This window comes from Pseudomonas sp. GW821-FHT09C08 (genome assembly GCF_059418125.1).
Window position 1 is genome coordinate 367,852 of the sequence record NZ_JBWKPG010000005.1, and the last position, 26,594, is coordinate 394,445.

At 61.5% G+C, this 26,594-nt stretch carries 20 protein-coding genes; 7 read left to right on the top strand and 13 right to left on the bottom strand.

The features are described 5' to 3' along the window. Window positions 1-137 precede the first annotated feature (137 nt). From hutU to hutC, 3 genes are all read right to left on the bottom strand, one after another. Complete coding sequence (gene hutU, locus AC07OJ_RS19660) at window positions 138-1,823, bottom strand: urocanate hydratase (RefSeq protein ID WP_495095016.1); 1,686 nt, start codon at window positions 1,821-1,823, stop codon at window positions 138-140. Between the two features lie 402 nt (window positions 1,824-2,225). Then, window positions 2,226-2,786 carry a HutD/Ves family protein gene (locus AC07OJ_RS19665; protein WP_495095017.1) on the bottom strand — a complete coding sequence of 187 codons (561 nt, stop codon included), beginning with the start codon at window positions 2,784-2,786 and terminating at the stop codon, window positions 2,226-2,228. Then, window positions 2,783-3,493: a histidine utilization transcriptional repressor HutC gene (gene hutC / locus AC07OJ_RS19670; protein ID WP_017738808.1), complete on the bottom strand. Its 711-nt coding sequence runs from the start codon at window positions 3,491-3,493 to the stop codon at window positions 2,783-2,785. Before hutC ends, AC07OJ_RS19665 begins: the two co-directional genes overlap by 4 nt. Before the next feature lie 147 nt (window positions 3,494-3,640). Here hutC and AC07OJ_RS19675 point away from each other — a divergent pair, with 147 nt between their 5' ends. Further along, window positions 3,641-5,005, top strand: coding sequence for a formimidoylglutamate deiminase (locus tag AC07OJ_RS19675; RefSeq protein WP_495095018.1), 1,365 nt, complete (start codon window positions 3,641-3,643; stop codon window positions 5,003-5,005). 66 nt (window positions 5,006-5,071) lie between these two features. On the opposite strand, the gene AC07OJ_RS19680 is transcribed toward AC07OJ_RS19675, so the two are convergent. The 6 genes from AC07OJ_RS19680 to AC07OJ_RS19705 form a co-directional block, all read right to left on the bottom strand. Continuing rightward, window positions 5,072-5,641: a lipocalin family protein gene (locus AC07OJ_RS19680; protein ID WP_106805393.1), complete on the bottom strand. Its 570-nt coding sequence runs from the start codon at window positions 5,639-5,641 to the stop codon at window positions 5,072-5,074. Window positions 5,642-5,671: 30 nt separating this feature from the next. Then, on the bottom strand, window positions 5,672-5,926 hold the full coding sequence (locus AC07OJ_RS19685; protein WP_017849914.1) for a hypothetical protein: 255 nt from the start codon (window positions 5,924-5,926) through the stop codon (window positions 5,672-5,674). Window positions 5,927-6,102: 176 nt separating this feature from the next. Beyond that, entirely contained in the window at window positions 6,103-7,113 is a 1,011-nt protein-coding gene (locus tag AC07OJ_RS19690; RefSeq protein ID WP_065899834.1) for a class 1 fructose-bisphosphatase, read from the bottom strand. Window positions 7,114-7,222: 109 nt separating this feature from the next. Continuing rightward, a complete protein-coding gene (locus AC07OJ_RS19695) occupies window positions 7,223-8,575 on the bottom strand; it encodes a DUF3999 domain-containing protein (protein ID WP_495095092.1) in 1,353 nt (450 codons plus the stop codon). After that, window positions 8,575-12,099 carry a DUF2339 domain-containing protein gene (locus tag AC07OJ_RS19700; RefSeq protein WP_495095019.1) on the bottom strand — a complete coding sequence of 1,175 codons (3,525 nt, stop codon included), beginning with the start codon at window positions 12,097-12,099 and terminating at the stop codon, window positions 8,575-8,577. The genes AC07OJ_RS19695 and AC07OJ_RS19700 overlap by 1 nt, the downstream gene beginning before the upstream one ends. Before the next feature lie 200 nt (window positions 12,100-12,299). Then, window positions 12,300-14,750: a glycogen/starch/alpha-glucan phosphorylase gene (locus tag AC07OJ_RS19705; RefSeq protein ID WP_065899830.1), complete on the bottom strand. Its 2,451-nt coding sequence runs from the start codon at window positions 14,748-14,750 to the stop codon at window positions 12,300-12,302. 237 nt (window positions 14,751-14,987) lie between these two features. On the opposite strand from AC07OJ_RS19705, the gene AC07OJ_RS19710 reads away from it, so the two are divergent. After that, complete coding sequence (locus AC07OJ_RS19710; RefSeq protein WP_017529542.1) at window positions 14,988-15,422, top strand: YkgJ family cysteine cluster protein; 435 nt, start codon at window positions 14,988-14,990, stop codon at window positions 15,420-15,422. Window positions 15,423-15,696: 274 nt separating this feature from the next. On the opposite strand, the gene typA is transcribed toward AC07OJ_RS19710, so the two are convergent. Both typA and thiI read right to left on the bottom strand, forming a co-directional pair. Next, window positions 15,697-17,517 (bottom strand): translational GTPase TypA, encoded by a 1,821-nt coding sequence (typA, locus tag AC07OJ_RS19715; RefSeq protein WP_058423717.1) that lies wholly within the window; start codon window positions 17,515-17,517, stop codon window positions 15,697-15,699. Between the two features lie 139 nt (window positions 17,518-17,656). Next, the gene (gene thiI, locus AC07OJ_RS19720; RefSeq protein ID WP_106805397.1) at window positions 17,657-19,111 is read right to left on the bottom strand and encodes a tRNA uracil 4-sulfurtransferase ThiI; all 1,455 of its coding nucleotides are present in this window, start codon (window positions 19,109-19,111) and stop codon (window positions 17,657-17,659) included. 334 nt (window positions 19,112-19,445) lie between these two features. Here thiI and glnA point away from each other — a divergent pair, with 334 nt between their 5' ends. The 4 genes from glnA to ntrC all read left to right on the top strand — a co-directional run bounded on the left by glnA (window position 19,446) and on the right by ntrC (window position 24,451). Beyond that, window positions 19,446-20,852 carry a type I glutamate--ammonia ligase gene (gene glnA / locus AC07OJ_RS19725; RefSeq protein WP_065899824.1) on the top strand — a complete coding sequence of 469 codons (1,407 nt, stop codon included), beginning with the start codon at window positions 19,446-19,448 and terminating at the stop codon, window positions 20,850-20,852. 179 nt (window positions 20,853-21,031) lie between these two features. Beyond that, on the top strand, window positions 21,032-21,568 hold the full coding sequence (locus tag AC07OJ_RS19730) for a chorismate mutase (RefSeq protein WP_315412204.1): 537 nt from the start codon (window positions 21,032-21,034) through the stop codon (window positions 21,566-21,568). A gap of 364 nt (window positions 21,569-21,932) precedes the next feature. Further along, on the top strand, window positions 21,933-23,018 hold the full coding sequence (gene glnL, locus AC07OJ_RS19735) for a nitrogen regulation protein NR(II) (RefSeq protein ID WP_016979130.1): 1,086 nt from the start codon (window positions 21,933-21,935) through the stop codon (window positions 23,016-23,018). Next, a complete protein-coding gene (ntrC, locus tag AC07OJ_RS19740) occupies window positions 23,015-24,451 on the top strand; it encodes a nitrogen regulation protein NR(I) (RefSeq protein WP_008435682.1) in 1,437 nt (478 codons plus the stop codon). Before glnL ends, ntrC begins: the two co-directional genes overlap by 4 nt. Window positions 24,452-25,076: 625 nt before the next feature. Here the strand turns inward: ntrC and AC07OJ_RS19745 are convergent. Continuing rightward, entirely contained in the window at window positions 25,077-25,517 is a 441-nt protein-coding gene (locus tag AC07OJ_RS19745; protein WP_213550275.1) for a hypothetical protein, read from the bottom strand. Between AC07OJ_RS19745 and AC07OJ_RS19750 the strand changes: the two genes are divergently transcribed. Next, a complete protein-coding gene (locus tag AC07OJ_RS19750; protein WP_010563141.1) occupies window positions 25,516-25,971 on the top strand; it encodes a tRNA (cytidine(34)-2'-O)-methyltransferase in 456 nt (151 codons plus the stop codon). The genes AC07OJ_RS19745 and AC07OJ_RS19750 overlap by 2 nt on opposite strands. A gap of 131 nt (window positions 25,972-26,102) precedes the next feature. On the opposite strand, the gene secB is transcribed toward AC07OJ_RS19750, so the two are convergent. Continuing rightward, window positions 26,103-26,582 (bottom strand): protein-export chaperone SecB, encoded by a 480-nt coding sequence (gene secB, locus AC07OJ_RS19755; protein WP_065899817.1) that lies wholly within the window; start codon window positions 26,580-26,582, stop codon window positions 26,103-26,105. Window positions 26,583-26,594: the final 12 nt, after the last annotated feature.

Here is a 26,594-nt window from a genome sequence, read left to right on the forward strand (position 1 = left end):
AACCTCTGATGGATTGTTCATAAAGCCTGGGTAAAACCGCATTTCTGTGGGAGCTGGCTTGCCTGCGATGGCATCCCCTCGGTTCTACTGATAGACCGAGTCGCCCGCATCGCAGGCAAGCCAGCTCCCACATGGAGTTACTTGATCATCGGGAGGTTGAGCCCCTGCTCCTTGGCGCAGTCGATCGCGATCTGGTAGCCGGCATCCGCGTGACGCATCACACCGGTGGCCGGGTCGTTGTGCAGCACGCGCGCGATGCGCTCGGCCGCTTCGTCGGTACCGTCGCAGACGATCACCATGCCGGAGTGCTGCGAGAAGCCCATGCCCACGCCGCCGCCGTGGTGCAACGAGACCCAGGTCGCGCCGCTCGCGGTGTTGAGCAGGGCGTTGAGCAGCGGCCAGTCGGACACGGCGTCGGAACCGTCCTGCATGGCTTCGGTTTCGCGGTTCGGGCTTGCGACCGAGCCGGAGTCGAGGTGGTCGCGGCCGATCACGATAGGTGCCGACAGCTCACCGCTGCGTACCATTTCGTTGAACGCCAGGCCGAGCTTGGCGCGCTGGCCCAGGCCAACCCAGCAGATACGCGCCGGCAGCCCCTGGAAGCTGATGCGCTCGCGCGCCATGTCCAGCCAGTTGTGCAGGTGCGCGTCGTCCGGGATCAGCTCTTTGACTTTGGCGTCGGTCTTGTAGATGTCTTGCGGGTCGCCGGACAGTGCTGCCCAACGGAACGGGCCGATGCCACGGCAGAACAGCGGGCGGATGTACGCCGGCACGAAACCTGGGAAGTCGAACGCGTTCTCGACGCCTTCTTCCTGGGCCATCTGGCGGATGTTGTTGCCGTAGTCGAAGGTCGGGATGCCTTGCTTCTGGAATTCCAGCATCGCCTTGACGTGCACGGCCATCGACTGTTTGGCGGCCTTGATCACGGCGGCTGGCTCGGTCTTGGCGCGGGCGCGGTATTCGTCCCAGCTCCAGCCGGCCGGCAGGTAGCCATTGAGCGGGTCGTGGGCGCTGGTCTGGTCGGTGACCATGTCCGGCCGTACGCCGCGCTTGACCAGTTCCGGCAGGATTTCCGCCGCGTTACCCAGCAGGGCAATGGAGATGGCCTTGCCTTCCTTGGTGTACTTGGCGATACGCGCCAGGGCGTCGTCGAGGTCGGTAGCTTGTTCGTCGACATAACGGCTGTTCAGGCGGAAGTCGATGCTGACCTGCTGGCACTCGATGTTCAGCGAGCATGCACCCGCCAGGGTCGCGGCCAACGGCTGGGCGCCGCCCATGCCACCGAGGCCGGCGGTGAGGACCCAGCGGCCCTTGAGGTTGGAATCGTAGTGCTGGCGGCCGGCTTCGACGAAGGTTTCGTAGGTGCCCTGCACGATGCCTTGGCTACCAATGTAGATCCAGCTGCCGGCGGTCATCTGGCCGTACATGGCCAGGCCCTTGGCATCCAGTTCGTTGAAGTGTTCCCACCTGGCCCAGTGCGGCACCAGGTTGGAGTTGGCGATCAGCACGCGCGGGGCGTTGCTGTGGGTCTTGAACACGCCGACCGGCTTGCCGGATTGCACCAGCAGGGTTTCGTCGTCGTTCAGGTGAGTGAGGCTCTCAACGATCTGGTCGTAGCACTCCCAATTGCGCGCCGCACGGCCAATACCGCCGTACACCACCAGCTCCTTCGGGTTCTCGGCCACTTGCGGGTCGAGGTTGTTCATCAACATGCGCAGCGGCGCTTCAGTCAGCCAGCTTTTGGCGGTGAGCTTGTTACCGCGGGCCGCGCGGATTTCGACGTCACGGTATTTTGTAGGCCTGGCTTTAGAAAAATCGGTCACGGCTGGACTCCTCGACATGATGCGCGAACATGGATGGTGCGAAGGAGAGTCTTACGCACACATCTTTACTTGTACATACAAGCATATGCAATCAAGCGGCCAACTTTTTGCGCGAGTCGTTTGGAGTTTTTTCGAAAGCGTGTGCGAGCCTTGGAAAATAAGGCTTCGAGGCTTGATGAAATTTCTTACAAAGGAGTTTTGCTACGGGAGGGGTTCGTCACCAACGCGTGGTTTTGCGCCACGCTGGGGCATTCGGTAACAAATTGGTGCGCAGGCTGGAAACAGTTTTCTGCTCACCACAAAACAACTGTGGGAGCAGGCTTGCCCGCGATAGCAGTGTGTCGATCAGCACACCCCATGCTGATACACCGCTATCGCAGGCAAGCCTGCTCCCACCGCTTTTTAATCGTGTTGAGACAGTTCGATGATGCAACTGCGGCCGCTGACCGAGATATCCAGCAGGCCAGTGTTACCGTCCACTTGCAGGCAGTCGTGATGGCCAAGCACGTGGTCCAGCACCTTCACTTCATCCGCCACGCTGAACACCAGCACCGTGTGCGCCGTGCTGAAAAAGCGCTGCACGCCGTCAATCCACTGCAAGCGTGCGTGGTAGCGCTGGGGCGAGTAGATCAGGTTGAAATCGCGGATCGGCCCCGTGATCAAGCGGCACGACACGTGGCTGTCGCCCTTGAACGCAAAGGGTTGCAGCGGCAACAGGCCCAGCTGTTCCTCGCCATCCACGGTGAGCACCATGCCGGCGCCCTTGATCACGGTGATTACGCGCTGATAACCGGCAAAGGTGGAAAACCCACCCGACTCGGCGATATCGGCAATCGACAGGCGCCAGCCAAAGCCATCCAGGCCGGTACCGGCGTCACGGGTGATTTCTTCGGTGCTGCCACCGCCGTTTTTCCACGGCATGCGCACGTAATCGGCGGCGCGCCAGATTTTCACTGCACTCATTTACTGAAACGTCCTTCCAGGCTATGACGGGAACCGGGGTGGATCAAACGCGCGGCGGTCACCGGCTGGCGACCCGACCAGGTGCGTCGGCGAATCAACAGGCAGGGCTCGCTCGGCTCGATCTGCAGCAACTTGCACTCGGCGGCGTCGGCGAGAATCGCCTCGACCACGTGCTCGCCTTCGGTCAGCGGTGCGACCTGGTTCAGATAGGCGTAGGGGGTTTGCTGGGTGAAGTCCTGCTGCAGGTACTCCGGCGCGACCAGGGCGTTGACGAAACGGTCTTCGATTTGCACCGGAATGTCGTTTTCGAAGTGCACGATCAGCGAATGGAACACCCGTCCGCCTTCGCGCATTTCCAGCGCTACGGCGCGTTCGGAGCCGGCTGCTTCTTCACCAAGGTGAATGACCTGGCAAGTATGCCGATGCCCACGGGAGGCGATCTCATCGGCGATGTTGTGCACCTCGAACAGCGCCGACTGGCTCTTGGGTTCGGCGACGAACGTGCCGACACCTTGCATGCGCACCAGCAAACCTTCGGCGGTCAGCTCGCGCAGGGCGCGGTTGATGGTCATGCGGCTGAAGCCCAGCTGGCTGACCAGCTCGCTCTCCGACGGCACGCGGTAATGGGGCGGCCAGTTGCCGTTGAGGATCTGCTGGCTGATCATCTGTTTGACGCGGGCGTACAAGGGCGCCGGACTTTCGTCCATGTGGGCAGCCAGTGAAGACTTGGCGGGCGGAGTCGGCACAGGGAATCCTTGCAAGAGGAAAAGATGCATAGATTGCCGGAGTTTACCGAGCAGGCAAACGTCTGTATATGTATATACAAATAAACACACGACCGGGGTGACATGATCATGTCCGCTTTCTTTGCCGAACGCGCACTGCTGCCTAATGGATGGGCCAACGATGTACGCTTTGAAGTCAGCGCCGATGGCCTGCTGACCCACGTTGAGCCCAACGCCAGTGCAGACGGCGCCGAACGGCTCAGGGGCCCGGTAGTGGCGGGCATGCCGAACCTGCACTCCCACGCGTTCCAGCGCGCCATGGCGGGCCTGGCGGAAGTCGCCGGCAACCCGAATGACAGCTTCTGGACCTGGCGCGACCTGATGTACCGAATGGTTGGCAAGATCAGCCCGGAGCAATTGCAGGTCATCGCCCGACAGCTGTACATCGAGATGCTCAAGGCCGGCTACACCTCGGTGGCTGAGTTCCACTACGTGCACCATGACGTCAGTGGCCAGCCCTATGCTGACCGCACGGAGCTGTCGCGGCAGATCAGCCAGGCGGCCGCCAGCAGCGGCATCGGGCTGACATTGGTGCCGGTGCTCTACACCCACTCGGGATTTGGCGGCCAGGCACCCAATGAAGGCCAGCGCCGGTTTATCAACAGCACGGAAAACTACCTGGACCTGCAAGCGCGCCTGAAACCGATCCTCGCCGCGCAACCGGCGCAGCAGCTGGGGTTGTGCTTTCACTCCCTGCGCGCGGTGACCCCGCAACAAATCAATGACGTGCTGGCCGCCAGCGACAAAGCTTGCCCGGTGCATATCCACATTGCCGAGCAGCAAAAGGAAGTCGACGACTGCCTGGCCTGGAGCGGCAAACGCCCGCTGCAATGGCTGTATGACAATGTCGAGGTGGATGAACGCTGGTGCCTGGTGCACGCCACTCACGCGGATACCGACGAAGTGGCCCGCATGGCCAAGAGCCGCGCGATTGCCGGTTTGTGCCTGACCACCGAAGCCAACCTGGGCGACGGGATCTTCCCGGCCGTGGACTTTCTGGCACAGGGCGGCCGCATTGGGATCGGCTCCGACAGCCACGTCTCACTGAGCGTGGTCGAAGAATTGCGCTGGCTGGAATACGGCCAGCGCCTGCGCGACCAGCGGCGCAATCGCTTGTATCGCAGCGATCAGCCGATGGTCGGCCGCACACTGTTCGATGCCGCGCTGGACGGTGGCGCACAGGCGTTGGGGCAGCCGATTGGTCGACTGGAAGTGGGTAAGCGTGCGGATTGGATCGTGCTGGACGGCAATGATCCGTACCTGGCCACGGCGAGTGAAGACGGGATCCTGAATCGCTGGCTGTTCGCCGGTGGTGATCGGCAAGTGCGCGACGTGCTGGTCAACGGTAAGTGGGTAGTACGGGATGGGCGCCATGCTGGCGAGGAAGAAAGCAGCCGGGCATTCACGCAAGTCTTGAGGGATTTGCTCGGCTGACGGGCGACACAAAAAAATAGGGGAGCTGGCAAGCCAGCTCCCCTATTGGATTGAGGGTTCCCTCAGTTACTGCGAGGTCTTGGCCATCTGCTTGTCCGACGTACGCCAGATCAACCGTGTGGTGTCATACCCCTGTTGCCGCGCCCTGCTGAGCAAGTCTTCGCGGGTGTCGGCATTCACCGTCGGCGTGCGCGACAGGATCCACATGTAGCGCCGGCTCGGGCTGCCTACGATGGCGGTCTTGTAGTCATCGCTGACGTACAGCACCCAGTAGTCGCCCTTGGCGACGCCGGGCAGCAGCGCGGTAAACCAGTTATTGAATTCAACCCAGAGCTTGTCGGTCTTGCCCGGCACTTGCGGCGTGGCCGTGCCTTTGGCTTCTTCCCACTTCCACTCGCTGGTCAGGCAGCGGTTGAACACCGACATATCGCCATCGGGCAGCAGTGTGTAGCGGGCTTCGGACTGCGCGCAGTTGCGCTGGAAGTACATCGGCAATCGGGCCAACTCATACCAGGTGCCCTGGTAACGCTTGAGATTGACGTTGCTCGCGGTCTTGGGTTGCAGATCATCGCCAGAATGACTGGCGCAGCCCGCCAAAAACAGGCTGGCACAAAGGCACAAAACAAAACGCATCATTCTTCTTCTCCCGCAGGCTCTCGCCCCGGTTTACTTCAGGCCTTGCCCGGAAAACATCAGAACTTTGTCACCGGCATATTGAACGCTGATAAAGCTGTTTTTATCGCCCCACGTGCAGCTGGACATGCCCAGTGCGCCAGAACAATCGGTCGGCTTACCCAGCAGCGACTCCACCTCGGCCTTGGCCATGCCAGCCGACAACTTTGCGTAATTTTCCTGGTTGACCTTGCTGCAAGCGGCCAACAGCACGCAAAAAGCCAGCAAAGCGAGACGGCGTAACGACATGGAAAAACTCCTGGAGGGACGAAGCAGCTTGGGTATCTGCCAGAAGCTTAGAAGGGAAAAGAGGTGTCTGGTTCCCGACGAACGAAAACAAAAAAGCCCCGAAAACGCTGAAACGTTTCGGGGCTTCTTTAACGGTGAACCGGCTCACAACATGGCCGATAATTTATCGCCGTGGGTTATGCCTTGTGATAGGCCGTCACGCGCTCAACTTCTTCCTTGGAACCCAGGAACACCGCTACACGCTGGTGCAGGCCTTCAGGCTGGATGTCGAGGATGCGCTGGTGGCCGTCGGTGGAGGCACCGCCCGCCTGCTCTACCAGGAACGACATCGGGTTGGCTTCGTACATCAGGCGCAGCTTGCCTGGCTTGGACGGCTCGCGGCTGTCGCGTGGGTACATGAACAGGCCACCACGGGTCAGGATGCGGTGTACGTCAGCGACCATCGCAGCCACCCAGCGCATGTTGAAGTTCTTCTTCAACGGGCCTTCCTCGCCTTCCATCAGCTCGTTGACGTAGCGCTGTACCGGGGCTTCCCAGTGACGCTGGTTGGACATGTTGATCGCGAATTCCTGGGTCGAGGCAGGGATCGAGATGTCTTCGTGGGTCAGTACGAAGCTGCCCATTTCACGGTCCAGGGTGAAGCCCTTGACGCCGTCGCCCAGGGTCAGCACCAGCATGGTCTGCGGGCCGTAGATCGCGTAGCCGGCAGCGACCTGCTCGGTGCCTGGCTGCAGGAAGGCCTTTTCGTTCAAGGCTTCGTTCTGGCTCAGGTATTCGTTCGGGCAACGCAGTACCGAGAAGATGGTGCCGACCGGGGCGTTGATGTCGATGTTCGACGAACCGTCCAGCGGGTCGAATACCAACAGGTAGGCGCCTTTCGGGTATTTGCCCGGAATCTGGTAGGCATTGTCCATTTCTTCGGACGCCATGCCGGCCAGGTGACCGCCCCATTCGTTGGCTTCGAGCAGGATCTCGTTGGAGAGTACGTCGAGCTTCTTCTGTACTTCGCCCTGCACGTTTTCAGTGCCCATGCTGCCCAGGACACCACCCAGTGCGCCTTTGGAGACGGCGTGGCTGATTTCCTTGCAAGCACGCGCCACCACTTCGATAAGGAAGCGCAGATCGGCAGGCGTGTTGTTGCTGCGGGTCTGCTCAATCAAATAGCGACTCAAGGTAACGCGGGACATGGAAGGCTCCGGAGAATGGGGGGGCTAAAAACCCGCGCAGTTTAACGCGAGTCGGGGCGTATTTCCTCCTATCAGAGGATTTAAACCCAATAGAGTTCATGGACTTTATTTAACGTGCCACCGGCGGCTTGCGCAGCAAACTGTAGGCCATGCCTCCCAGCGCCGCCACACCCACCAGGAGTACGGCCCACAGGCCGAGCTTCTTCCAGTCGGTGCCGGCCTCGGTCGGCGCCACCACGGCCGGCGATTTGACCACCACCTCCGTCGACAACGTGGCCTGGCCCAGCGCCTTGACGCGCGCGGCGCTGTAATCGGGAATCAGCGTCGACAGCGGCAGGTTCGCCGCCTTCACCGCGGCATTGCCCAACGCCAGCGTGAACGGCGGCTCACCCCGCGCCAGGAACACCAACTGCGTGGCGCGCACGGCAAAACGCAGGGCCGGTGCTTCAACGCCCAGGCCACCGCCGCGCTCATCCACCTGCAATTTCAGCTGGTTGACCACCTGGCCAGGCAAACGCAGCTCATCCTGCACCACGTCCTGGCCGTTCTGGGTCAGGCGGTACAGCAAGCCATTGCTCAACGGTTGCCAGGCCTGCTGGCTGTCCCGCCGCCCTGCCAAGGTCACCGGCGCCAAGGTGTTGGGCTGCTTCAATTCAACCCGCAAGCGCTCGACATTCAGTCCCACCGGCAACTGCCAACTGTACTCCCCCGCCTTGAGCCGCGACCCCGCCAACGGCTGCGACCACACCAACGGCAGCGGCAGACTGCTGCTCGATGCACTCACCAGCTTGGCCGAGGTCAGGCGCGGCGCCGCCTGGCCTTGCCACATCAGGCGCAGGTAGCGTGCCGACTGCCCTGGCAAGCTGACGTCATGCTGCTCGACTCGCTCATCGGCAAACGACAAGCGCGCCACCTGCCCATCGCCCCAGGACTCCCAGTGCTGCAAGTCATCGCTGGCTTCGATGCTAAAGCGCTGGAAGCCCTCGTGCTCGCGGCTCCAGTCGAGGCTCAACTGCTGCAATGGCGCCTTGATCGCGCTGGCATCCAGCACCCAGCCGCGCAATACCTGCTTGCCGGGCTTCGCGCCGCTCGAGGGTTTGATTTCCACCAGCGTGCCCGTCGTGGTGGCTTTCATCGTCACGCCAGGCGAAGCGTCACGGGTATCGGCGGCGTACAGCGGGAACCACTTCACGTCAGTGACGTTGCGGCTTTCGGTGCGCTCGGACGTCTGGCGCGACAGCGCATAGGCTTGCGGCTCGCCGGCGGCGTTGAACACGCGCACATCGCTCAGGTCAGCCTGGCGCGCGGCCAACTGCACGGCGAGGGGCAACTCCAGGCGATACCAAGGGCCGTTGCCACTCACCGCCAGCGGTACCTGGGTGGTGAAATCGGCCGGGGTTTCCTGCGCCCACACGGCCAACGTCGTACACAAGCCCACCGCAATCATGCTCAACTTACCGATCAAGAGGCTGCTCCTTCAGTTTCCAATACAGGTTCGGCACGCTTGGGCGGCAGCGGCGCAAAGTAGCCCACCACCAGCAACAGCCCGCCCACGCCGATGAACGACACGATCCGCGCCAGGCCGCCGCGGTTGCTCAGTTCGACAAAGAACAGTTTGGCGACCACTACCGCAATCAACACCGCCCCGATCAACCACACTTCACGACGATGGCGCAGGTGGCCACCGATCATCAACCCGAGGGCGATGAGGGTCCAGACGATCGACAGGCCGGCCTGTACCAGCATCGACGCCAGCAACGCATCCAGATGGAACGGCACGCCGCCCCAATGGTGGGCCGTGCGCATCACCAACGCGGTGAAGAAGGCAAACAGCGAAACGCCCGCGACACCCTGGGCGATCAACTCGGCACGCCGCCCACGTTGCGGCGCCACGCTGCGCGACCACAGGTACACACCCAGCAGCGCAAACAGCAGGCCCAGGTCCAACGGGTTGAGCAGCGGCACATAGGGCAAAGGGTTCGCCGTGCCGTCACTGAAGCTGTTCGCCAGCCAGAACCAGCCGAGCATCAGCACCGCCAGCGGCAAGGCGGCCAGCACACGGTACTCACGCGGGTACGCCGCCACTGGCCATGGCCAGGTGCGCGGCGCGGCGGCCAGCACCAGATACAGGCTGGGCAGCATCGCCCAGCCCAGCCAGCGCCAGGCGTTGTATTCACTCGAGAGCCGCAACAGGCCGTAACGCAGCTCCAGCGCCAGCACGCCGATCAGCATCCAGCAGCCCAGCACATGGGCCACGCTCAGCACCCTGGCCGGCACACTCGCCGCCAGACGCCGCAACGCGATGAAGTGCACCGCGAACACCGCCAGCCAAGCCAGCCAGCCGTAGTGCGCCGCCGGGTGATAGTAGTTGTGCGCCGAGACCAGCAGCACCACGCCCGCCGCCGGCATCAGCAAGGCGCATAGCACACCGAGCGACGCCCAGTGCAGCCGCGCCGCCAGCAGCGCCCAGATCGCCACGCTCAGCGCCGCGATGCCGAGCAAGGCCGGGCCCTGCAGCTCGTCAGGAAGAAACCGCAGCACTTCACCGACCAACGCCAGCGTCCACCAGGCCGCGCCCCACACCAGCAGCAGGTCGGACAGACGCTGCAGCTTCAGCACAGCGAACACCGGCGCATGCGGCTCACGTTGCAAACGCCAGGCGCCGACCAGGGCAGCCAGGCCCAGCACCATCGGTGTCCAGAACCCGCTGTGGGCCAGCGGCCGCAAGCCCTCGCTGGTCAACGGCCCCAGCAGTTGCGGCACCGCCAGCAGGAACGCACTGCCTCCGATCACCTGCAACAGCAGGCCAAAGACGAAACTGACGCGCTGCTGCAAGTGCAGGCTCAGCCAGATGATCAGCACGCCACTGGCCGCCCACACCGCGCTGGCGCTTTCCCACGGCAACACGAACAGCACCGCGAGGTTGATCAGCACCAAGCCGGCCAGCAGCACCACCGAAAGCCCGCGCAGCAAGCGCACGTCACCGCGCACGCTATCATCGCGGGCCGCCAGCAGCATGCCGCCGATCAAGGCCAGGCCGATCAGCGAGGCGGTCAGCAAACCGCTCCAGCCCGCATTGAAGACCGCCGCGCCGTCACCGCCTTGCAAGCGCAGCAGGAACACAGCACCGCCGAGCAACTGCACCGCGAATGCCGTGAACAGAAAGGTGCGCGAGCCGATGCGCAGGCCGACGAACAGCGTCACCAGACCGGCGATTGCCCAACTGATCGCGGTGCCTTGGGTCAGCCAAAAGAACGGTGCAAGCAGGTACAAAAAGCCCAGGCCCAGGCTCGCCAGCACGGGCAGGCCTTTGCGCTCCCACGCTGCAGCCTGCTGCGCCGAGGCCTTGCGCAGCTGGTCGAAGCTGAACAGCAACGCCGCGCCGAGCAGCAGCGCCCCCAGCGGGGCGCCGTCGAGCAAGGTGTGCTCGCCGATGCGCAGCTCACTGAGGAATGCCAACGCCGAACCCACTTGCAGCAACAAGCCGAAGGCTCGCGCCAATGGCCGCTCCTGACGCAAGCCGAGCCAGAAGATCCCGGCGCCTTCGACCGCCCAGGCGGCGGCAGTCCAGCGCGCATCGAGACCCAACGGAATGGCCAGGCTGGCAAAGATCACCCCCAACGCCAGGCAGGTCTCCGCCAGCAGCAACGCGCGCCCACCACCCAACAGGCGAGCCAGGCCCATGTAGATGATCCCCAGGCCCAACGCGCTGAACGCAGCGGCAAACTCCAGGTGCTGCACCAGTGCGAACTGCAGGCCGAACCCCACCAGCGGCGGGCCAAACAGCATACTGCCGTCGACATAGTGCCCCTTGGCCAGCGACCAACGCAGCAGTGCGGCCCGGCTGTCATCGTCGGGCGCGTCACGCATTTCCAGCAATGTGCGCCGGGCGAACAACAGGCCGATGGCCAGGTACATCAGGAAAAACAGGATCAGGAACGGCTCGGTGCTCCACAGCAATTCGGGCGTGTAGGAGCGCATGCCCCAGGCGAAGCCGATGCCAAAGGTGCCGACAAAACCGATCAGGTTGAGCAGGCGCCAGGCCTTGAACCACGCGATGGCGAGGATGCCGGCGTTGAGCAGGGCGAAATAACTGAACAGCGCCACATGGTTGCCGGCACCGGTTGAGGTGAGGATCGGCGCCGCAAAGCCGCCCAGCGCCGCCGCACAGGCCAGCCCCAGTGCATCCTGGGTAATCGCCAGGATCGCCGAGAACACCGTGACCGCCACCAGCAGCCCCAGCGCCGCGCTCGGGTCGATCAAGGGGTGCAGGCGCATCGCGGCAAACACCGTCAGGTACAGCACCGCAATCCCGGTCCCCTGCAGCATCAGTCCGTAGTTGCTGTTGCGCAGCCGCAGCCACCAACCCAGGCCCAGCAGGCCCAATGCGGCGGCGGCAACGCCGGCGTAACGCAGTTCGATCGGCACCACCATGCCTTCGGTGGCGTAGCGCAGCAGGAACGCCAGGCCGAGAAACAACAGCACCACGCCGACACGCAGCACGGTATTGCCGCCAAACAGCCAATTGCGTGCGCCGCTGATCGCGCGTTCGATCAGGTTGGGCCCGCGAGGGATTGCAGGTTCCTGGGCGCGCGGCGTGGGCGCGGGGGTCCACACGTCATCCGGCAGCGGCTGGCTGGCTTCGACAGCCGCAGCGGCGGGGGCTATTTCTGCTTCTGCCGGCAACTCCCACACAAGCTCAGGAGCCTGGGTGACAGGCGTCGGCTCGGGGATAAGCGGTTCGACACTCACAGGGCTGGCCGGCGTGGGCACTTCCAATTGCCGCAGGCGCTCACCCAGCGCGATCAGCGCTTTCTGCGTGGTTTCCAACTGACGTGCCTGCTGATCCGCCTGGGCCGAGAGCTTCGCCAGGCGAATCGCCTGACCCACGCCCAACCCCAACAGCGCACCGAAACCGGCATCGGTGAACGACTCATCGAGCGTCCAGCCGAGCACCAGGCCAATCAGCATGAAAATCCATTGCATGGTCGATATCCCTAAGCAGCCCGAGGCGGGCGAACTGGCGCCTAGTATATCGACGCAGACCCCATGTGGAAGCACGCTTATGCGGGCGCCGGGCTTGCCCGCGATGCAGACACCTCGGCGTATCAGTCACACCGAGGTGATGCTATCGCAGGCAAGCCAGCGCCCACATGAACCCGTACACATGTTCAGGTCAGCGATGGTTAGTCGAGGGCTTTCCAGATCTCGGTCGCGTACTCCCTGATGGTCCGGTCCGAGCTGAACCAACCCATCCGCGCCGTATTCAGCACTGCCGAACGCCACCATGCCTTGGAGTCGTGCCAATGCGCTTCGACCCGCGCCTGGGCGTCCCAGTAGGAATCAAAGTCGGCACACACCAGGAAGCGGTCGTAGTCGACCAGCCCGTCGATCAGGCCGACATAACGGCCCGGGTCATCCGGCGAGAACACCCCACCGCGAATCGCCTGCAGTACATCGTTGAGCCGATGCGATGCGGCAATCTCCGGCCCGGCGTTGAACTCACCGGCGTGCTTGCGGGCTTCCACCTGCTGCGCGCTGAGGCCGAAGATAAACATGTGCTCGGCGCCCACGCGCTCGTGCATTTCCACGTTGGCGCCGTCCATGGTACCGATGGTCAGCGCGCCGTTGAGGCCAAACTTCATGTTACTGGTGCCCGAGGCTTCAAAGCCGGCGGTGGAAATCTGCTCCGACAAGTCCGCCGCCGGGATGATGCTTTCCGCCAGGCTGACGTTGTAGTTGGGCAGGAACACCACCTTGAGCAAACCGCGCACGGTCGGGTCATTGTTGACGGTGCGCGCAATGTCGTTGGTCAGCTTGATGATCAACTTGGCCTGGTGATAACTGGCCGCCGCCTTGCCCGCGAAGATCTTCACGCGCGGCACCCAGTCGGTGCCAGGTTCGGCACGGATCGCCTGGTACAGCGCCACGGTGTGCAACAGGTTCAGCAGTTGGCGCTTGTACTCGTGGATGCGCTTGACCTGCACGTCGAACATCGCCGCCGGGTTGATCGCGATTCCCAACCGCTCATGAATGATGTCGGCCAGCGCCCGCTTGCTGTGCAGCCGTTGCTCGGCAAACGCCTTGCGAAAGGTCTGCTTCTCGGCAAAGGGCTCAAGCTCCACCAGCCGCTCTTCGGGCTTGTCGAGAATGTCCGGGCCCAGCGCCTCCACCAGCATCGAGGTGAGCTTGGGGTTGGCCTGGTACAGCCAGCGGCGGAAGGTGATGCCGTTGGTTTTGTTGTTGATGCGCTCCGGGTAGAGCTTGTGCAATTCGGAAAACACCGTGCTGCGCATCAACTGGGTGTGCAGGCCGGACACGCCGTTGACACTGTGGGAGCCGAGAAACGCGAGGTTACCCATCCGCACGCGGCGGCCGTTGTCTTCTTCGATCAGCGACACCGCGCGCAGCACGTCGAAATCGTGGATGCCTTTGGCGCGCAGCGAGTCGATGTGCTGGGCGTTGATCAGGTAGATGATCTGCATATGCCGCGGCAACATGCGTTCCATCAGGCCGACCGGCCAGGTTTCCAGCGCTTCGGGCAGCAGCGTGTGGTTGGTGTACGACAAGGTTTCGACGGTGACATCCCAGGCGGCTTCCCATGGAATGTCGTGCAGGTCGACCAACTGGCGCATCAACTCGGCGACGGCGATGGACGGGTGGGTGTCGTTGAGCTGGATCGCCGCGTGCTCGCCCAGGCTCAGCACCGAGCCGTGCATGTTCTTGTGGCGGCGCAGCAGGTCCTGCAGCGAGGCCGAGACGAAGAAATATTCCTGGCGCAGGCGCAATTCCTGCCCCGCTTCGGTGCTGTCGGCCGGGTAAAGCACGCGCGAGATGCTCTCGGCGCGGGCCACTTCGGCCACCGCGCCCAGGTGGTCACCGGCGTTGAAGCGCTCCAGGTGCAGGTCTTCCACCGCCCGCGCACGCCACAACCGCAGGGTATTCACACTGGCGCCGCGCCAGCCGACCACTGGGGTGTCGTAGGCAACGGCGCGCACGGTTTCGTTGGGCGACCACACCTGGATCATCTTGCCGGAAGCGTCCGCCAGGGTTTCGACGCTGCCGCCAAAGCCGATCGGGTAAATCACTTCGGCGCGTTCGAATTCCCACGGGTTGCCGAAATCCAGCCAGCGTTCGGTTTGCTCCTGCTGCCAGCCATCGACAATCGCCTGGCGGAACAGGCCGTGTTCATAGCGGATGCCATAGCCGTGGCCGGCAATGCCCAGGGTCGACATGCTCTCCATGAAGCAGGCCGCGAGACGGCCCAGACCGCCGTTGCCCAGCGCCGCGTCGGGCTCCAGCAGGCGGATGCGCTCCAGGTCCACGCCCAGCTCGGACAGGGCTTCGCGCGCAATTTCCAGCACGCCAAGGTTGCTCAGGCTGTCGTAGAGCAAGCGGCCGATGAGGAATTCCAGCGAGAGGTAATACACCCGCTTCTGGCCCTTGCGGTAGATCCGCCGCGTGTGGTCCATCCAGTGGTCGACCATCTGGTCGCGGGCGGCCAGGGCAATGGCTTCGAACCAGTCATGGTCGAAGGCGTGATCCGGGTCCTTGCCCACCGCGTAGGTGAGTTTGGTCAAGACGGCATCGCGAAATGCGGCTACCTCTGCTTCTCGTGCAAGTGGTTCCTGAGACATCAAATGCGACCTCGGGCGAGATAGAAGGAGTTGCTAGAGCCTAGACGGTCTGACAGACGGTAGACGCTCTGGTTCGGCAGTTTTTTAACTCATTCACCTTTGCGGGAATTAGATGCAGGGGCCGTGCCTGCTTTCCCCTGGCGCACCGTTGGAGATGAAATCTGCAAAATACTGTTCAAAAAATCACCAATCCCGGTATGATCGCGCGCCCGGATATCGCCCCACCTTGGAACCCTGATGAAGCCTCAACTGATCGCCGCCGCGGAACTCGACCGTCTCGAGACCTGGCAGAAATATTCCGCCCACATGTGCGGTGGCTGCGTGTCCAGCTGCTGCACGCTGCCGGTCGAGGTGAAGATCAAGGACCTGATCCGCATTGGCATCGTCGATGAGTTCGAGCGCGGTGACCCGCCGAAGAACATCGCCAAGCGTTTGCAGAAGGAAGGCATCGTCGAGCGCTTCAATTCCAAGTCGGAAATATTCACCCTGCAGCGCATGAGCAACAACGATTGCCTGTACCTGGATCGTAAGACGCGTTTCTGCACTATTTATGACAAGCGCCCGGACACCTGCCGCAACCACCCCAAGATCGGCCCGCGCCCAGGGTATTGCGCGTACAAGCCGAAGGAAGTGGTGCGCGAAACCAAGTTCAAGACCCTCGACAAGTTCTGATCCCAAACCCACCCCTTTGGCAAGCGGGCCTGTTGTGATGAACGAGCCTGTTGTGGCGAGCGGGCTTGCCCCGCGTTGGGCTGCGCAGCAGCCCCTCCAGGAATCGGTGCGTTGTTTCAGGCAAACCGAGGTGTATGGGTTTGGGGCCGCTTCGCAGCCCGACGCGGGGCAAGCCCGCTCACCACAAAAGCCGCCGACACCCCCCAATAAGCAGGCATAAAAAAACGCCCCCGGCCTTTCGACCGGGGGCGTTTTTCATTCAGCCTGAGTTAACTCAGTTCTTGGCTTTCTTGGCAGCGCGGGTACGCTCGCCTTCGTCCAGGATCTTCTTACGCAGGCGGATCGACTTCGGCGTCACTTCGCACAGCTCGTCGTCCTGGATGAATTCCAGGGCCTGTTCCAGGGTGAAGCGAACAGGTGGAACCAGGGCGATGGTTTCGTCTTTACCCGAAGCACGCATGTTGTCGAGCTTCTTGCCTTTGGTTGGGTTGACGCCCATGTCGTTGTCACGGCTGTTCAGACCAACGATCTGGCCGTTGTAGATCTCTTGACCGTGTTCAACGAACAGCTTGCCACGCGCCTGCAGGGTTTCCAGGGAGTAGGTCAGTGCCTTGCCGGTTTCAACCGATACCAGAACACCGTTCTGACGGCCGGACATGTCGCCGGACTTCATGGTGTCGTAGCGATCGAAGATCGAGGTCAGGATGCCAGCACCGTTGGTCAGGGTCAGGAACTGGTTACGGAAACCGATCAGACCACGAGCAGGGATGTTGTATTCCAGACGTACACGGCCTTTGCCATCCGGCACCATGTTGGTCAGGTCGCCCTTACGCAGGCCCATCTCTTCCATGACCTTGCCCTGGGATTCTTCAGGGGTGTCGATGGTCACGTTTTCGAACGGTTCCTGCTTCACGCCGTCAACCTGACGGATGATCACTTCAGGACGACCAACGCCCATTTCGAAGCCTTCGCGACGCATGGTTTCGATCAGTACCGAGAGGTGCAGCTCACCACGGCCGGAAACCTTGAACTTGTCAGCCGAGTCGCCTTCTTCAACGCGCAGAGCAACGTTGTACAGCAGCTCTTTGTCCAGACGCTCCTTGATGTTACGGGAGGTCACGAACTTGCCTTCTTTACCGCAGAATGGCGAGTCGTTTACCTGGAAGGTCATGGAAACGGTTGGCTCGTCAACGGTCAGAGGCTTCATCGCCTCGACAGCGTCCGGGTGGCACAGGGTGTCGGAGATGAACAGCGAGTCCATACCGCTGATGCACACGATGTCGCCAGCAGCCGCTTCTTCAACGTCGATGCGATGCAGACCGTGGTGACCCATCAGCTTCAGGATACGACCGTTGCGCTTCTTGCCGTCGGCGCCGATAGCGACAACCGGGGTGTTCGGCTTGACGCGACCACGAGCGATACGGCCAACGCCGATAACACCCAGGAAGCTGTTGTAGTCCAGTGCGGAGATTTGCATCTGGAACGGACCGTCACGGTCAACAGCCGGCGCAGGTACGTTGTCGACGATCGACTGGTACAGCGGGGTCATGTCTTCAGCCATGTCGGTGTGGTCCAGACCGGCAATACCGTTCAGGGCCGAGGCGTAGACGACTTTGAAGTCCAGCTGTTCTTCGGTAGCACCCAGGTTGTCGAACAGGTCGAAGATCTGGTCCAGAACCCAGTCCGGACGCGCGCCTGGACGGTCAACCTTGTTGATGCACACGATCGGACGCAGGCCGGCTTCGAACGCCTTCTTGGTCACGAAACGGGTTTGCGGCATAGGGCCGTCTTGAGCGTCAACCAGCAGCAGAACGGAGTCAACCATCGACATTACGCGTTCTACTTCGCCGCCGAAGTCGGCGTGGCCCGGGGTATCCACGATGTTGATGTGGTAGCCGTTCCAGTTGATAGCGGTGTTTTTTGCCAGGATGGTAATACCGCGCTCTTTTTCCTGGTCGTTGGAGTCCATCACGCGCTCGTCGTTGAGCTCGTTGCGCTCCAGGGTGCCGGATTGACGCAGGAGTTTGTCTACCAGGGTGGTTTTACCATGGTCAACGTGAGCAATGATGGCGATGTTACGTAGATTTTCGATCACTTGTGTATCTCGATCAGAGGATTCGGTGTGCTGACAGGTCGTGGCAGCGATTAACAGTAGAGTCAGGCCTTGCCGTTACAGCTTGACGGCAGAGTCGGGGGGCCGGTGACGCAGGCCACAGGCAAACAGCCCCGGGCTCTTAGCTCGGTCGATAAACGCGCACATTGGCATACCCCTCACTGAGCAAATGGTGAGCATGCAGGCGACTCATCACGCCTTTGTCGCAATACAGCAGGTACTGACGGCTGTTATCCAGTTCCTTGAAACGCGCGTTCAATGCATAGAACGGCAGCGTTTGTACGTCGATGCCGGCGATCTCCAGCGGCTCATCTTCAGCGGCATCCGGGTGACGGATGTCGACGACGATCTGGCCGGCCAGGGCTTCGCTGACTTCTTCGATCTGCACATCCTGGCCCAGTTCATCGATGACACGATCGATCGGGACCAGCTTGGCGTTCTCGAGCGCACGCTCCAGAATCGCCATGTCGAATTCTTTTTCTTCATGCTCCACGCGGTGACGCTTGGCGTGGGTCTTGGGGTTCACCGAGATGACCCCGCAGTACTCGGGCATGTGCTTGGCAAAGTCGGCAGTGCCGATCTGCTCTGCCAGGTCGATGATGTCCTGCTTGTGGCTGGCGATCAGCGGGCGCAAGACCAGCTTCTCGGTGACACAATCGATGATCGACAGGTTCGGCAGCGTCTGGCTGGACACCTGGGAGATCGCTTCACCGGTCACCAGCGCGTCGATCTGCAATTGATCGGCGATTCGGGACGCAGCGCGCAACATCATACGCTTCAATACTACGCCCATATGACTGTTATCGACTTTGCCGAGAATTTCGCCCAGCACTTCCTCGAACGGTACGCTCACAAATAGCACGCGCTGGGAGCTGCCGTACTTCTTCCAGATAAAGTGCGCGACTTCCATCACGCCCAATTCGTGTGCACGCCCGCCCAGGTTAAAGAAGCAGAAGTGGCTCATCAGGCCGCGGCGCATGATCTGGTAGGCCGCCACCGTGGAATCGAAACCGCCGGACATCAGGACCAGGGTCTGTTCCAGGGCGCCCAGCGGGTAGCCGCCGATGCTGTCGTGCTGGCTGTGGATCACAAACAACCGTTGGTCGCGAATTTCCATGCGCACTTCAATTTGCGGCGCCTTGAGGGAAATTCCGGCGGCGCCGCACTCGCGACGCAGCTTGCTGCCGACGTATTTTTCGACATCCATGGAGCTGAACGGGTGCTTGCCGGCACGCTTGCAGCGCACCGAAAAAATCTTGCCTTCCAGCGCGCTGCCGTAGTGCTGCTTGCACTTTTCGGTGATGTCGTCGAAGTCGCCCAGCGGGTACTCGTCGACCTGCAGGAAATGCGCGATGCCTGGCATGCAGCTCAGGCGCTCAGTCATATCCTTCAAGGCTTTGGCGTCGGTTACGCGGGTTTCCAGCTCGAGGTTGTCCCACACGCCGTTCACCACCACAGCCGGGTCCAGATCGCGGAGCACGGCACGGATGTTCTTGGCCAACTGACGGATGAAACGCGTCCGTACCGGTCGGCTCTTGATGGTGATCTCGGGGAAGACTTTAACGATTAATTTCATGGAAACAGCGCGCGCAGGGCCTGCCGAAAAAGGGGGGCGCGGATTATAGCGGAAATCGCTCAAGGTTTAACCAGTTAATATGCATCAGCCGCTTCACGCACCAAAACGGGTCATTTATAGAAATTAACGCTACATTGCAGTGCGTTATTTATTCCGTTTCAGCGGATTGCACCTTTATAGGGGCCATTTTGAAGCAAAAAGGCCATGTTGGCGCACTGGCATGCAATTTGCTCTCTTGTGAGGCAGGTTGCCATGGCGGAGTATCCGCGCCGGCATCACCCACATTCTAAGGGCTAACTCCACTACCCCAGCCCGAAGCCACCCGGAGGACACCATGTCGAAGTCGGTTCAACTCATCAAAGATCATGACGTTAAATGGATTGATCTGCGCTTCACGGACACAAAAGGCACTCAGCACCACGTGACCATGCCGGCTCGCGACGCGCTGGATGATGCTTTCTTCGAAGAAGGCAAAATGTTCGACGGCTCCTCCATCGCCGGCTGGAAAGGCATCGAAGCTTCCGACATGATCCTGATGCCGGACGACAGCACTGCCGTACTGGACCCGTTCACCGAAGAAGCCACCCTGATCCTGGTGTGCGACGTGATCGAGCCTTCGACCATGCAGGGCTACGACCGCGACCCACGTGCGATCGCCAAGCGTGCCGAGGAATACCTGAAGTCCACCGGTATCGGTGACACCGTATTCGTAGGCCCAGAGCCAGAATTCTTCATCTTCGACCAAGTCAAGTTCAAGTCCGACATCTCCGGCTCGATGTTCAAGATCTACTCAGAGCAAGGTTCGTGGATGTCCGACCAGGACGTGGAAGGCGGCAACCATGGCCACCGTCCAGGCATCAAAGGCGGCTACTTCCCGGTTCCACCGTTCGACCACGACCACGAAATCCGTACCTCCATGTGCAACGCCATGGAAGACATGGGCCTGGTCATCGAAGTGCACCACCACGAAGTGGCCACTGCCGGCCAGAACGAAATCGGTGTGAAGTTCAACACCCTGGTTGCCAAGGCTGACGAAGTTCAGACCCTGAAGTACTGCGTACACAACACTGCCGTGGCCTACGGCCGTACCGCTACCTTCATGCCTAAGCCACTGTACGGCGATAACGGTTCGGGTATGCACGTTCACCTGTCCATCGCCAAAGAAGGCAAGAACACCTTCGCTGGCGAAGGTTATGCCGGCCTGTCCGACACCGCCCTGTACTTCATCGGCGGCATCATCAAGCACGGTAAGGCCCTGAACGGCTTCACCAACCCGTCGACCAACTCCTACAAGCGTCTGGTCCCAGGTTTCGAAGCACCAGTGATGCTGGCCTACTCGGCTCGCAACCGTTCTGCCTCGATCCGTATTCCTTACGTGTCCAGCCCTCGCGCTCGCCGTATCGAAGCACGCTTCCCGGATCCAGCAGCCAACCCGTACCTGGCCTTCGCTGCCCTGGTAATGGCCGGCCTGGACGGTATCCAGAACAAGATCCACCCTGGCGACGCCGCCGACAAAAACTTGTACGACCTGCCGCCTGAAGAGGCCAAAGAGATCCCACAAGTGTGCGGCAGCCTGAAAGAAGCCCTGGAAGAGCTGGACAAGGGCCGTGCGTTCCTGACCAAAGGCGGCGTATTCAGCGACGACTTCATCGATGCCTACATCGAGCTGAAAAGCGCAGAAGAAATCAAAGTACGCACCTTCGTACACCCACTGGAATACGAGCTGTACTACAGCTGCTGATCCGGTAGCGCTGCGTAACGCGGCGTGATGAAAAAGACCTCCTTCGGGAGGTCTTTTTTTTGCCTGCACATCATGAAAAATGCAGGCTCGGGCTCGCGCGTGATTGCGCCGCATCCAGTACCTGTTGTATTGACTGACACTGCCATCGCGGGCAAGCCCGCTCCCACAGGAGATCGCCTTTGAAGCTTCGACTTGCCTCTGTCCTATTATTTATCAGCGCCAATGCACTCGCCGCCCCACCGACCCTGGAGCCTTTGCTCAACAGCATCGCCGAACGCCTGGAGATTGCCGATCAGGTCGCGCTGAGCAAGTGGGACAGCAAAAAGCCCGTGGAAGACAAGCAGCGCGAGCAAGAAGTGATCGCCAGCGTCATCGCCCAGGCGCCAACCTACAAGCTGGCGCCCGCCGCGGCCGAGCAGTTTTTCTCGGCGCAGATCGAAGCGAACAAACTGGTGCAGTACACCCATCTGTCCGACTGGCAGTTCCAGGGCAAGGCGCCGGACGATCCGCGACCGGACCTGGTCAAGCAGATCCGCCCGAAACTGGATGAACTGCAAAAACGCCTGCTGCAGCAACTCGCCGACTTCACCCCGCAGCGCACCGACGCGCAGTGCCCGCAATGGCTCGCCTCAGCCGTGCACGAGCCACTCAATGATCCGCTGCGCCAACTGGCAATGATCCGCGCCACCGCCGAGCTGTGCATCAACAAGGGTTAAAAAGCTGCAACCCCATCAAAAACTGTGGGAGCTGGCTTGCCTGCGATAGCGGCGGTGCATTCACCATCGATAGCGCAGCCAAGCCAGCGCCTCCATGCGCGCAACCTTTCAAGTCATCCCCTCACTTCCTGAACAACCTTCACAAAACCGCACTATATTGGTGCGATAGGCTGCACCCTTCCCACCTGTCCAGCCCATTTTGGTTCGATTCTTCCCGATCAAGCTGGCAGAACGCCACAGTTTCGCGCCTAAAACCCCTATTTCAGGGCTTTAACGCTTCTTTTCGGAGCCTTGGTTTGGTTTTTGCATTTTCCTTGTATCAGCGTGTGCCTCAAGCCCGCGCCATGCTCCAAAAGAGGTCCTGATGACCATCAGCGATGCACTGCACCGTTTGCTACTCGACAACCTGACCACCGCGACCATTCTGCTCAATGACGACCTGCGCCTTGAGTACATGAACCCGGCGGCGGAGATGCTCCTGGCCATCAGCGGCCAGCGCAGCCATGGGCAGTTCATCAGCGAGCTGTTCACCGAATCGGCCGAAGCCTTGAGTTCGTTGCGCCAGGCGGTGGAGCAGGCACACCCGTTTACCAAGCGCGAGGCAATGCTCACGGCCCTGACCGGCCAGACGCTGACCGTCGACTACGCCGTGACCCCGATCCTGAGCAACGGCGCCACCCTGCTGCTGCTCGAAGTCCACCCCCGCGATCGCCTGCTGCGCATTACCAAGGAGGAAGCGCAGTTGTCCAAGCAGGAAACCAGCAAGATGCTGGTGCGCGGCCTGGCCCACGAGATCAAGAACCCCCTCGGCGGGATTCGCGGCGCGGCGCAGCTGTTGGCCCGTGAGCTGCCGGACGAGAACCTCAAGGACTACACCAACGTCATCATCGAGGAAGCCGACCGCCTGCGGAACCTGGTGGACCGCATGCTCGGCTCCAACAAGCTGCCGTCGCTGGCGATGACCAACGTGCACGAGGTGCTGGAGCGTGTCTGCCAACTGGTCGAAGCCGAAAGCCAGGGTTGCATCACCTTGGTGCGCGACTACGACCCGAGCATTCCCGACGTCTTGATCGACCGCGAGCAGATGATCCAGGCGGTGCTCAATATCGTGCGCAACGCCATGCAGGCGATCAGCAGCCAGAACGAACTGCGCCTGGGCCGCATCAGCCTGCGCACCCGTGCCCTGCGCCAATTCACCATTGGCCACGTGCGCCATCGCCTGGTGACCAAGGTCGAGATCATCGACAACGGCCCGGGCATTCCTGCGGAACTGCAGGAAACCATTTTCTTTCCCATGGTCAGCGGCCGTCCGGACGGTACCGGGCTGGGCCTGGCCATCACCCAGAACATCATCAGCCAGCACCAGGGTCTGATCGAATGTGAAAGCCATCCTGGCCACACCACGTTCTCGATCTTTCTGCCTCTGGAACAAGGAGCCCCATCGACATGAGCCGTAGTGAAACTGTCTGGATCGTCGATGACGACCGTTCTATCCGCTGGGTCCTCGAGAAAGCCTTGCAACAGGAAGGCATGACCACCCAGAGCTTCGACAGCGCCGACGGGGTGATGAGTCGCCTGGCTCGCCAGCAGCCGGATGTGATCATCTCCGACATCCGCATGCCCGGCGCCAGTGGCCTGGACCTGCTGGCACGGATCCGCGAGCAGCACCCGCGCCTGCCAGTGATCATCATGACTGCGCACTCGGACCTGGACAGCGCTGTCGCGTCCTATCAGGGCGGTGCTTTTGAATACCTGCCCAAGCCGTTCGATGTGGACGAGGCGGTGGCGCTGGTCAAGCGCGCCAACCAGCACGCCCAGGAACAGCAGAACCAGGAAGCGCCACCCGCCCTGACCCGCACCCCGGAAATCATCGGCGAAGCGCCGGCGATGCAAGAAGTGTTTCGCGCCATCGGGCGTTTGAGCCACTCCAACATCACCGTGCTGATCAACGGCGAGTCGGGTACTGGTAAAGAATTGGTGGCCCATGCCCTGCACCGTCACAGCCCACGGGCCGCGTCGCCGTTCATTGCCTTGAACATGGCGGCGATCCCCAAGGACCTGATGGAGTCCGAGCTGTTCGGCCATGAAAAAGGTGCCTTCACCGGCGCAGCCAACCTGCGTCGCGGACGCTTTGAACAGGCCGACGGCGGCACGTTATTCCTCGACGAAATCGGCGACATGCCGGCCGACACCCAGACCCGCCTGCTGCGTGTATTGGCAGACGGTGAGTTCTACCGCGTCGGTGGGCACACGCCGGTCAAGGTCGACGTGCGCATCATCGCCGCGACGCACCAGAACCTGGAAACCCTGGTGCACGCGGGCAAATTCCGTGAGGACTTGTTCCACCGCCTCAACGTGATCCGCATCCATATTCCGCGGATGTCGGACCGTCGTGAAGACATCCCGACCCTCGCCCGCCACTTCCTCAGCCGCGCCGCCCAGGAGCTGGCCGTCGAGCCGAAGCTGCTCAAGAGCGAGACCGAGGAATACCTGAAGAACCTGCCGTGGCCAGGCAACGTGCGCCAGCTGGAGAACACCTGCCGCTGGATCACGGTGATGGCTTCCGGGCGCGAAGTGCACATCAGCGACCTGCCGCCGGAGCTGTTGAGCCTGCCACAGGACTCGGCGCCGGTGACCAACTGGGAACAGGCGCTGCGCCAATGGGCCGACCAGGCCCTGGCTCGCGGCCAGTCGAACCTGCTGGACAGTGCCGTGCCGGCCTTCGAGCGGATCATGATCGAAACCGCCCTGAAACACACCGCCGGCCGCCGCCGCGATGCCGCCGTGCTGCTGGGCTGGGGCCGCAACACCCTGACGCGCAAGATCAAGGAGTTGGGGATGAAGGTCGATGGCGGGGATGATGACGAAGGTGATGAGGCCTGATCACTCATCCCTGATCCACTGAAGATCTAATGTGGGAGCCGGGCTTGCCCGCGATGGCGCTGTGTCAGTCACTGGTTGTATCGACTGACACAGCGCCATCGCAGGCAAGCCAGCTCCCACATTTGTTTTGTACCAGACTAACGACCGTGCACCGCTTCAATGCACCATGAACCGGCATCGGGCACGTATCCCAAGCGCAAAACAGCCGTCTGATTAAGAAAAAACCAAATCGCAAAAACACCAAAGCCCCGTATTCCGGGGCTTTGCGCTTTCTGGCAATTTTTTTTGGCACACATTGCAAACTCTGGCACGCGCCCTGCAATAACCCTTGTACTACCCAGTTTCGGGGACCTTGGTACAGGCAGGCCGAGAATCCCCTCTTTACACCCGGGGTGCTTGATGCGAATCGCGTCGCGCTCCACACCGCTTTGGGGAACCTCGGTACAGGCAGGCCGGGGATTCCCTCTTTAACACCGAAGCCGATATGGCTTCACCCCGTTTTGGGAGCCCTGGTACAGGCAGGCCGGGAACTCCCTTCTTTACACCCGGGGCTTATGTGGCACAGCGCCCATAGCCCCAGCCCGTTTTGGGGACCTTGGTACAGGCAGGCCGGGGATTCCCTCTTTTATTGCTCTTGGAGATGGATCTCCAGCCGCCAGCGGCCATCGGCCTTCTCCCCTTTCCACTCCCCGCGCAATGGCCGAGCCGCCACCAGGTTCAGCAGCAAGCCGCCATCGGTCTTGCGCACGCGCCAGTTCACATCCTTATCGTTGACCTTGAGTTGCCCACCGGCCGCCTTGCCTTGCGCATCAAACAGCAGCGCCACGGTGCCATCAACCAACTCGCCGTGCAGCTTGGGTTCGCTGTTGAACCACACCACCACGCCGTCTGCCACTGTCTCGACCTGCTGCAATTCGACCGGGTCAGGGGTGGTCAGGCGGCCGATCATCAGGCCGATCATCAGGCCAACAATCGCCAACGAGCCCATGACCTTCGGGAATAGCTTCGGCCTGGGGTCTTCTTCAGGGGTAGAATGCAGCGCATCTTTGCCTTCGGAGCCGTGCATGTTTCACGTCATCCTTTTTCAACCAGAAATTCCGCCGAATACCGGCAACGTTATCAGGCTGTGCGCCAACAGTGGCTGCCACCTGCATTTGATCGAGCCGCTGGGCTTCGACATGGACGACAAGCGCCTGCGCCGCGCCGGCCTGGACTACCACGAGTATGCCACCCTGCAGCGCCACGCCGACCTGGCCAGCTGCCTGGAAAGCCTGGGCCATCCACGCCTGTTCGCGTTCACCACCAAGGGTTCGCGGCCGTTCCATGACGCCAGCTTTGCCGAAGGCGACGCCTTCCTGTTCGGCCCGGAAAGCCGGGGCCTGCCGGCCGAGGTGCTCGACGCCCTGCCCGACGGCCATCGCCTGCGTTTGCCGATGCGCGAGGGCTGCCGCAGCCTGAACCTGTCCAACACCGTGGCCGTCGCGGTTTACGAAGGCTGGCGGCAATTGGGGTTCAAGTAACACTGCATAACGAATGTGGGAGCGGGCTTGCTCGCGAAAGCGGAGTGCCAGTCAACAAAGATATCGACTGAAGTACCGCATTCGCGAGCAAGCCCGCTCCCACATTGGATCGCGTCGTTGCTCAGAACAGCTTACTGAACCGTTGGCGAGCCTTCCTGTTGCATGCGCTGCAGCTCTTGGGCGTACAGGGCATCGAAGTTCACCGGCGCCAGCATCAGTGCCGGGAACGAGCCGCGGGTGACCAGGCTGTCCAGGGTCTCACGGGCATACGGGAACAGGATGTTCGGGCAGAAAGCGCCCAGGGTGTGGCTCATGGACGCTTCGTCCAGGCCCTGGATCAGGAAGATGCCGGCCTGTTGCACTTCAGCGATGAAGGCCACTTCTTCGCCGTTCTTGACGGTCACCGACAGGGTCAGCACGACTTCGTGAAAGTCGCCTTCCAGTGCCTTTTGGCGAGTGTTCAGGTCCAGCGCAACGCTTGGGGTCCATTCCTGGCGGAAGATCGCCGGGCTTTTCGGCGCTTCGAACGACAGGTCGCGCACATAGATACGCTGCAACGAGAATTGTGGGCCTTGAGCTTCTGCTGCTTCGGTGTTCTGTTGGTCAGTCATCTCAGATCCTTG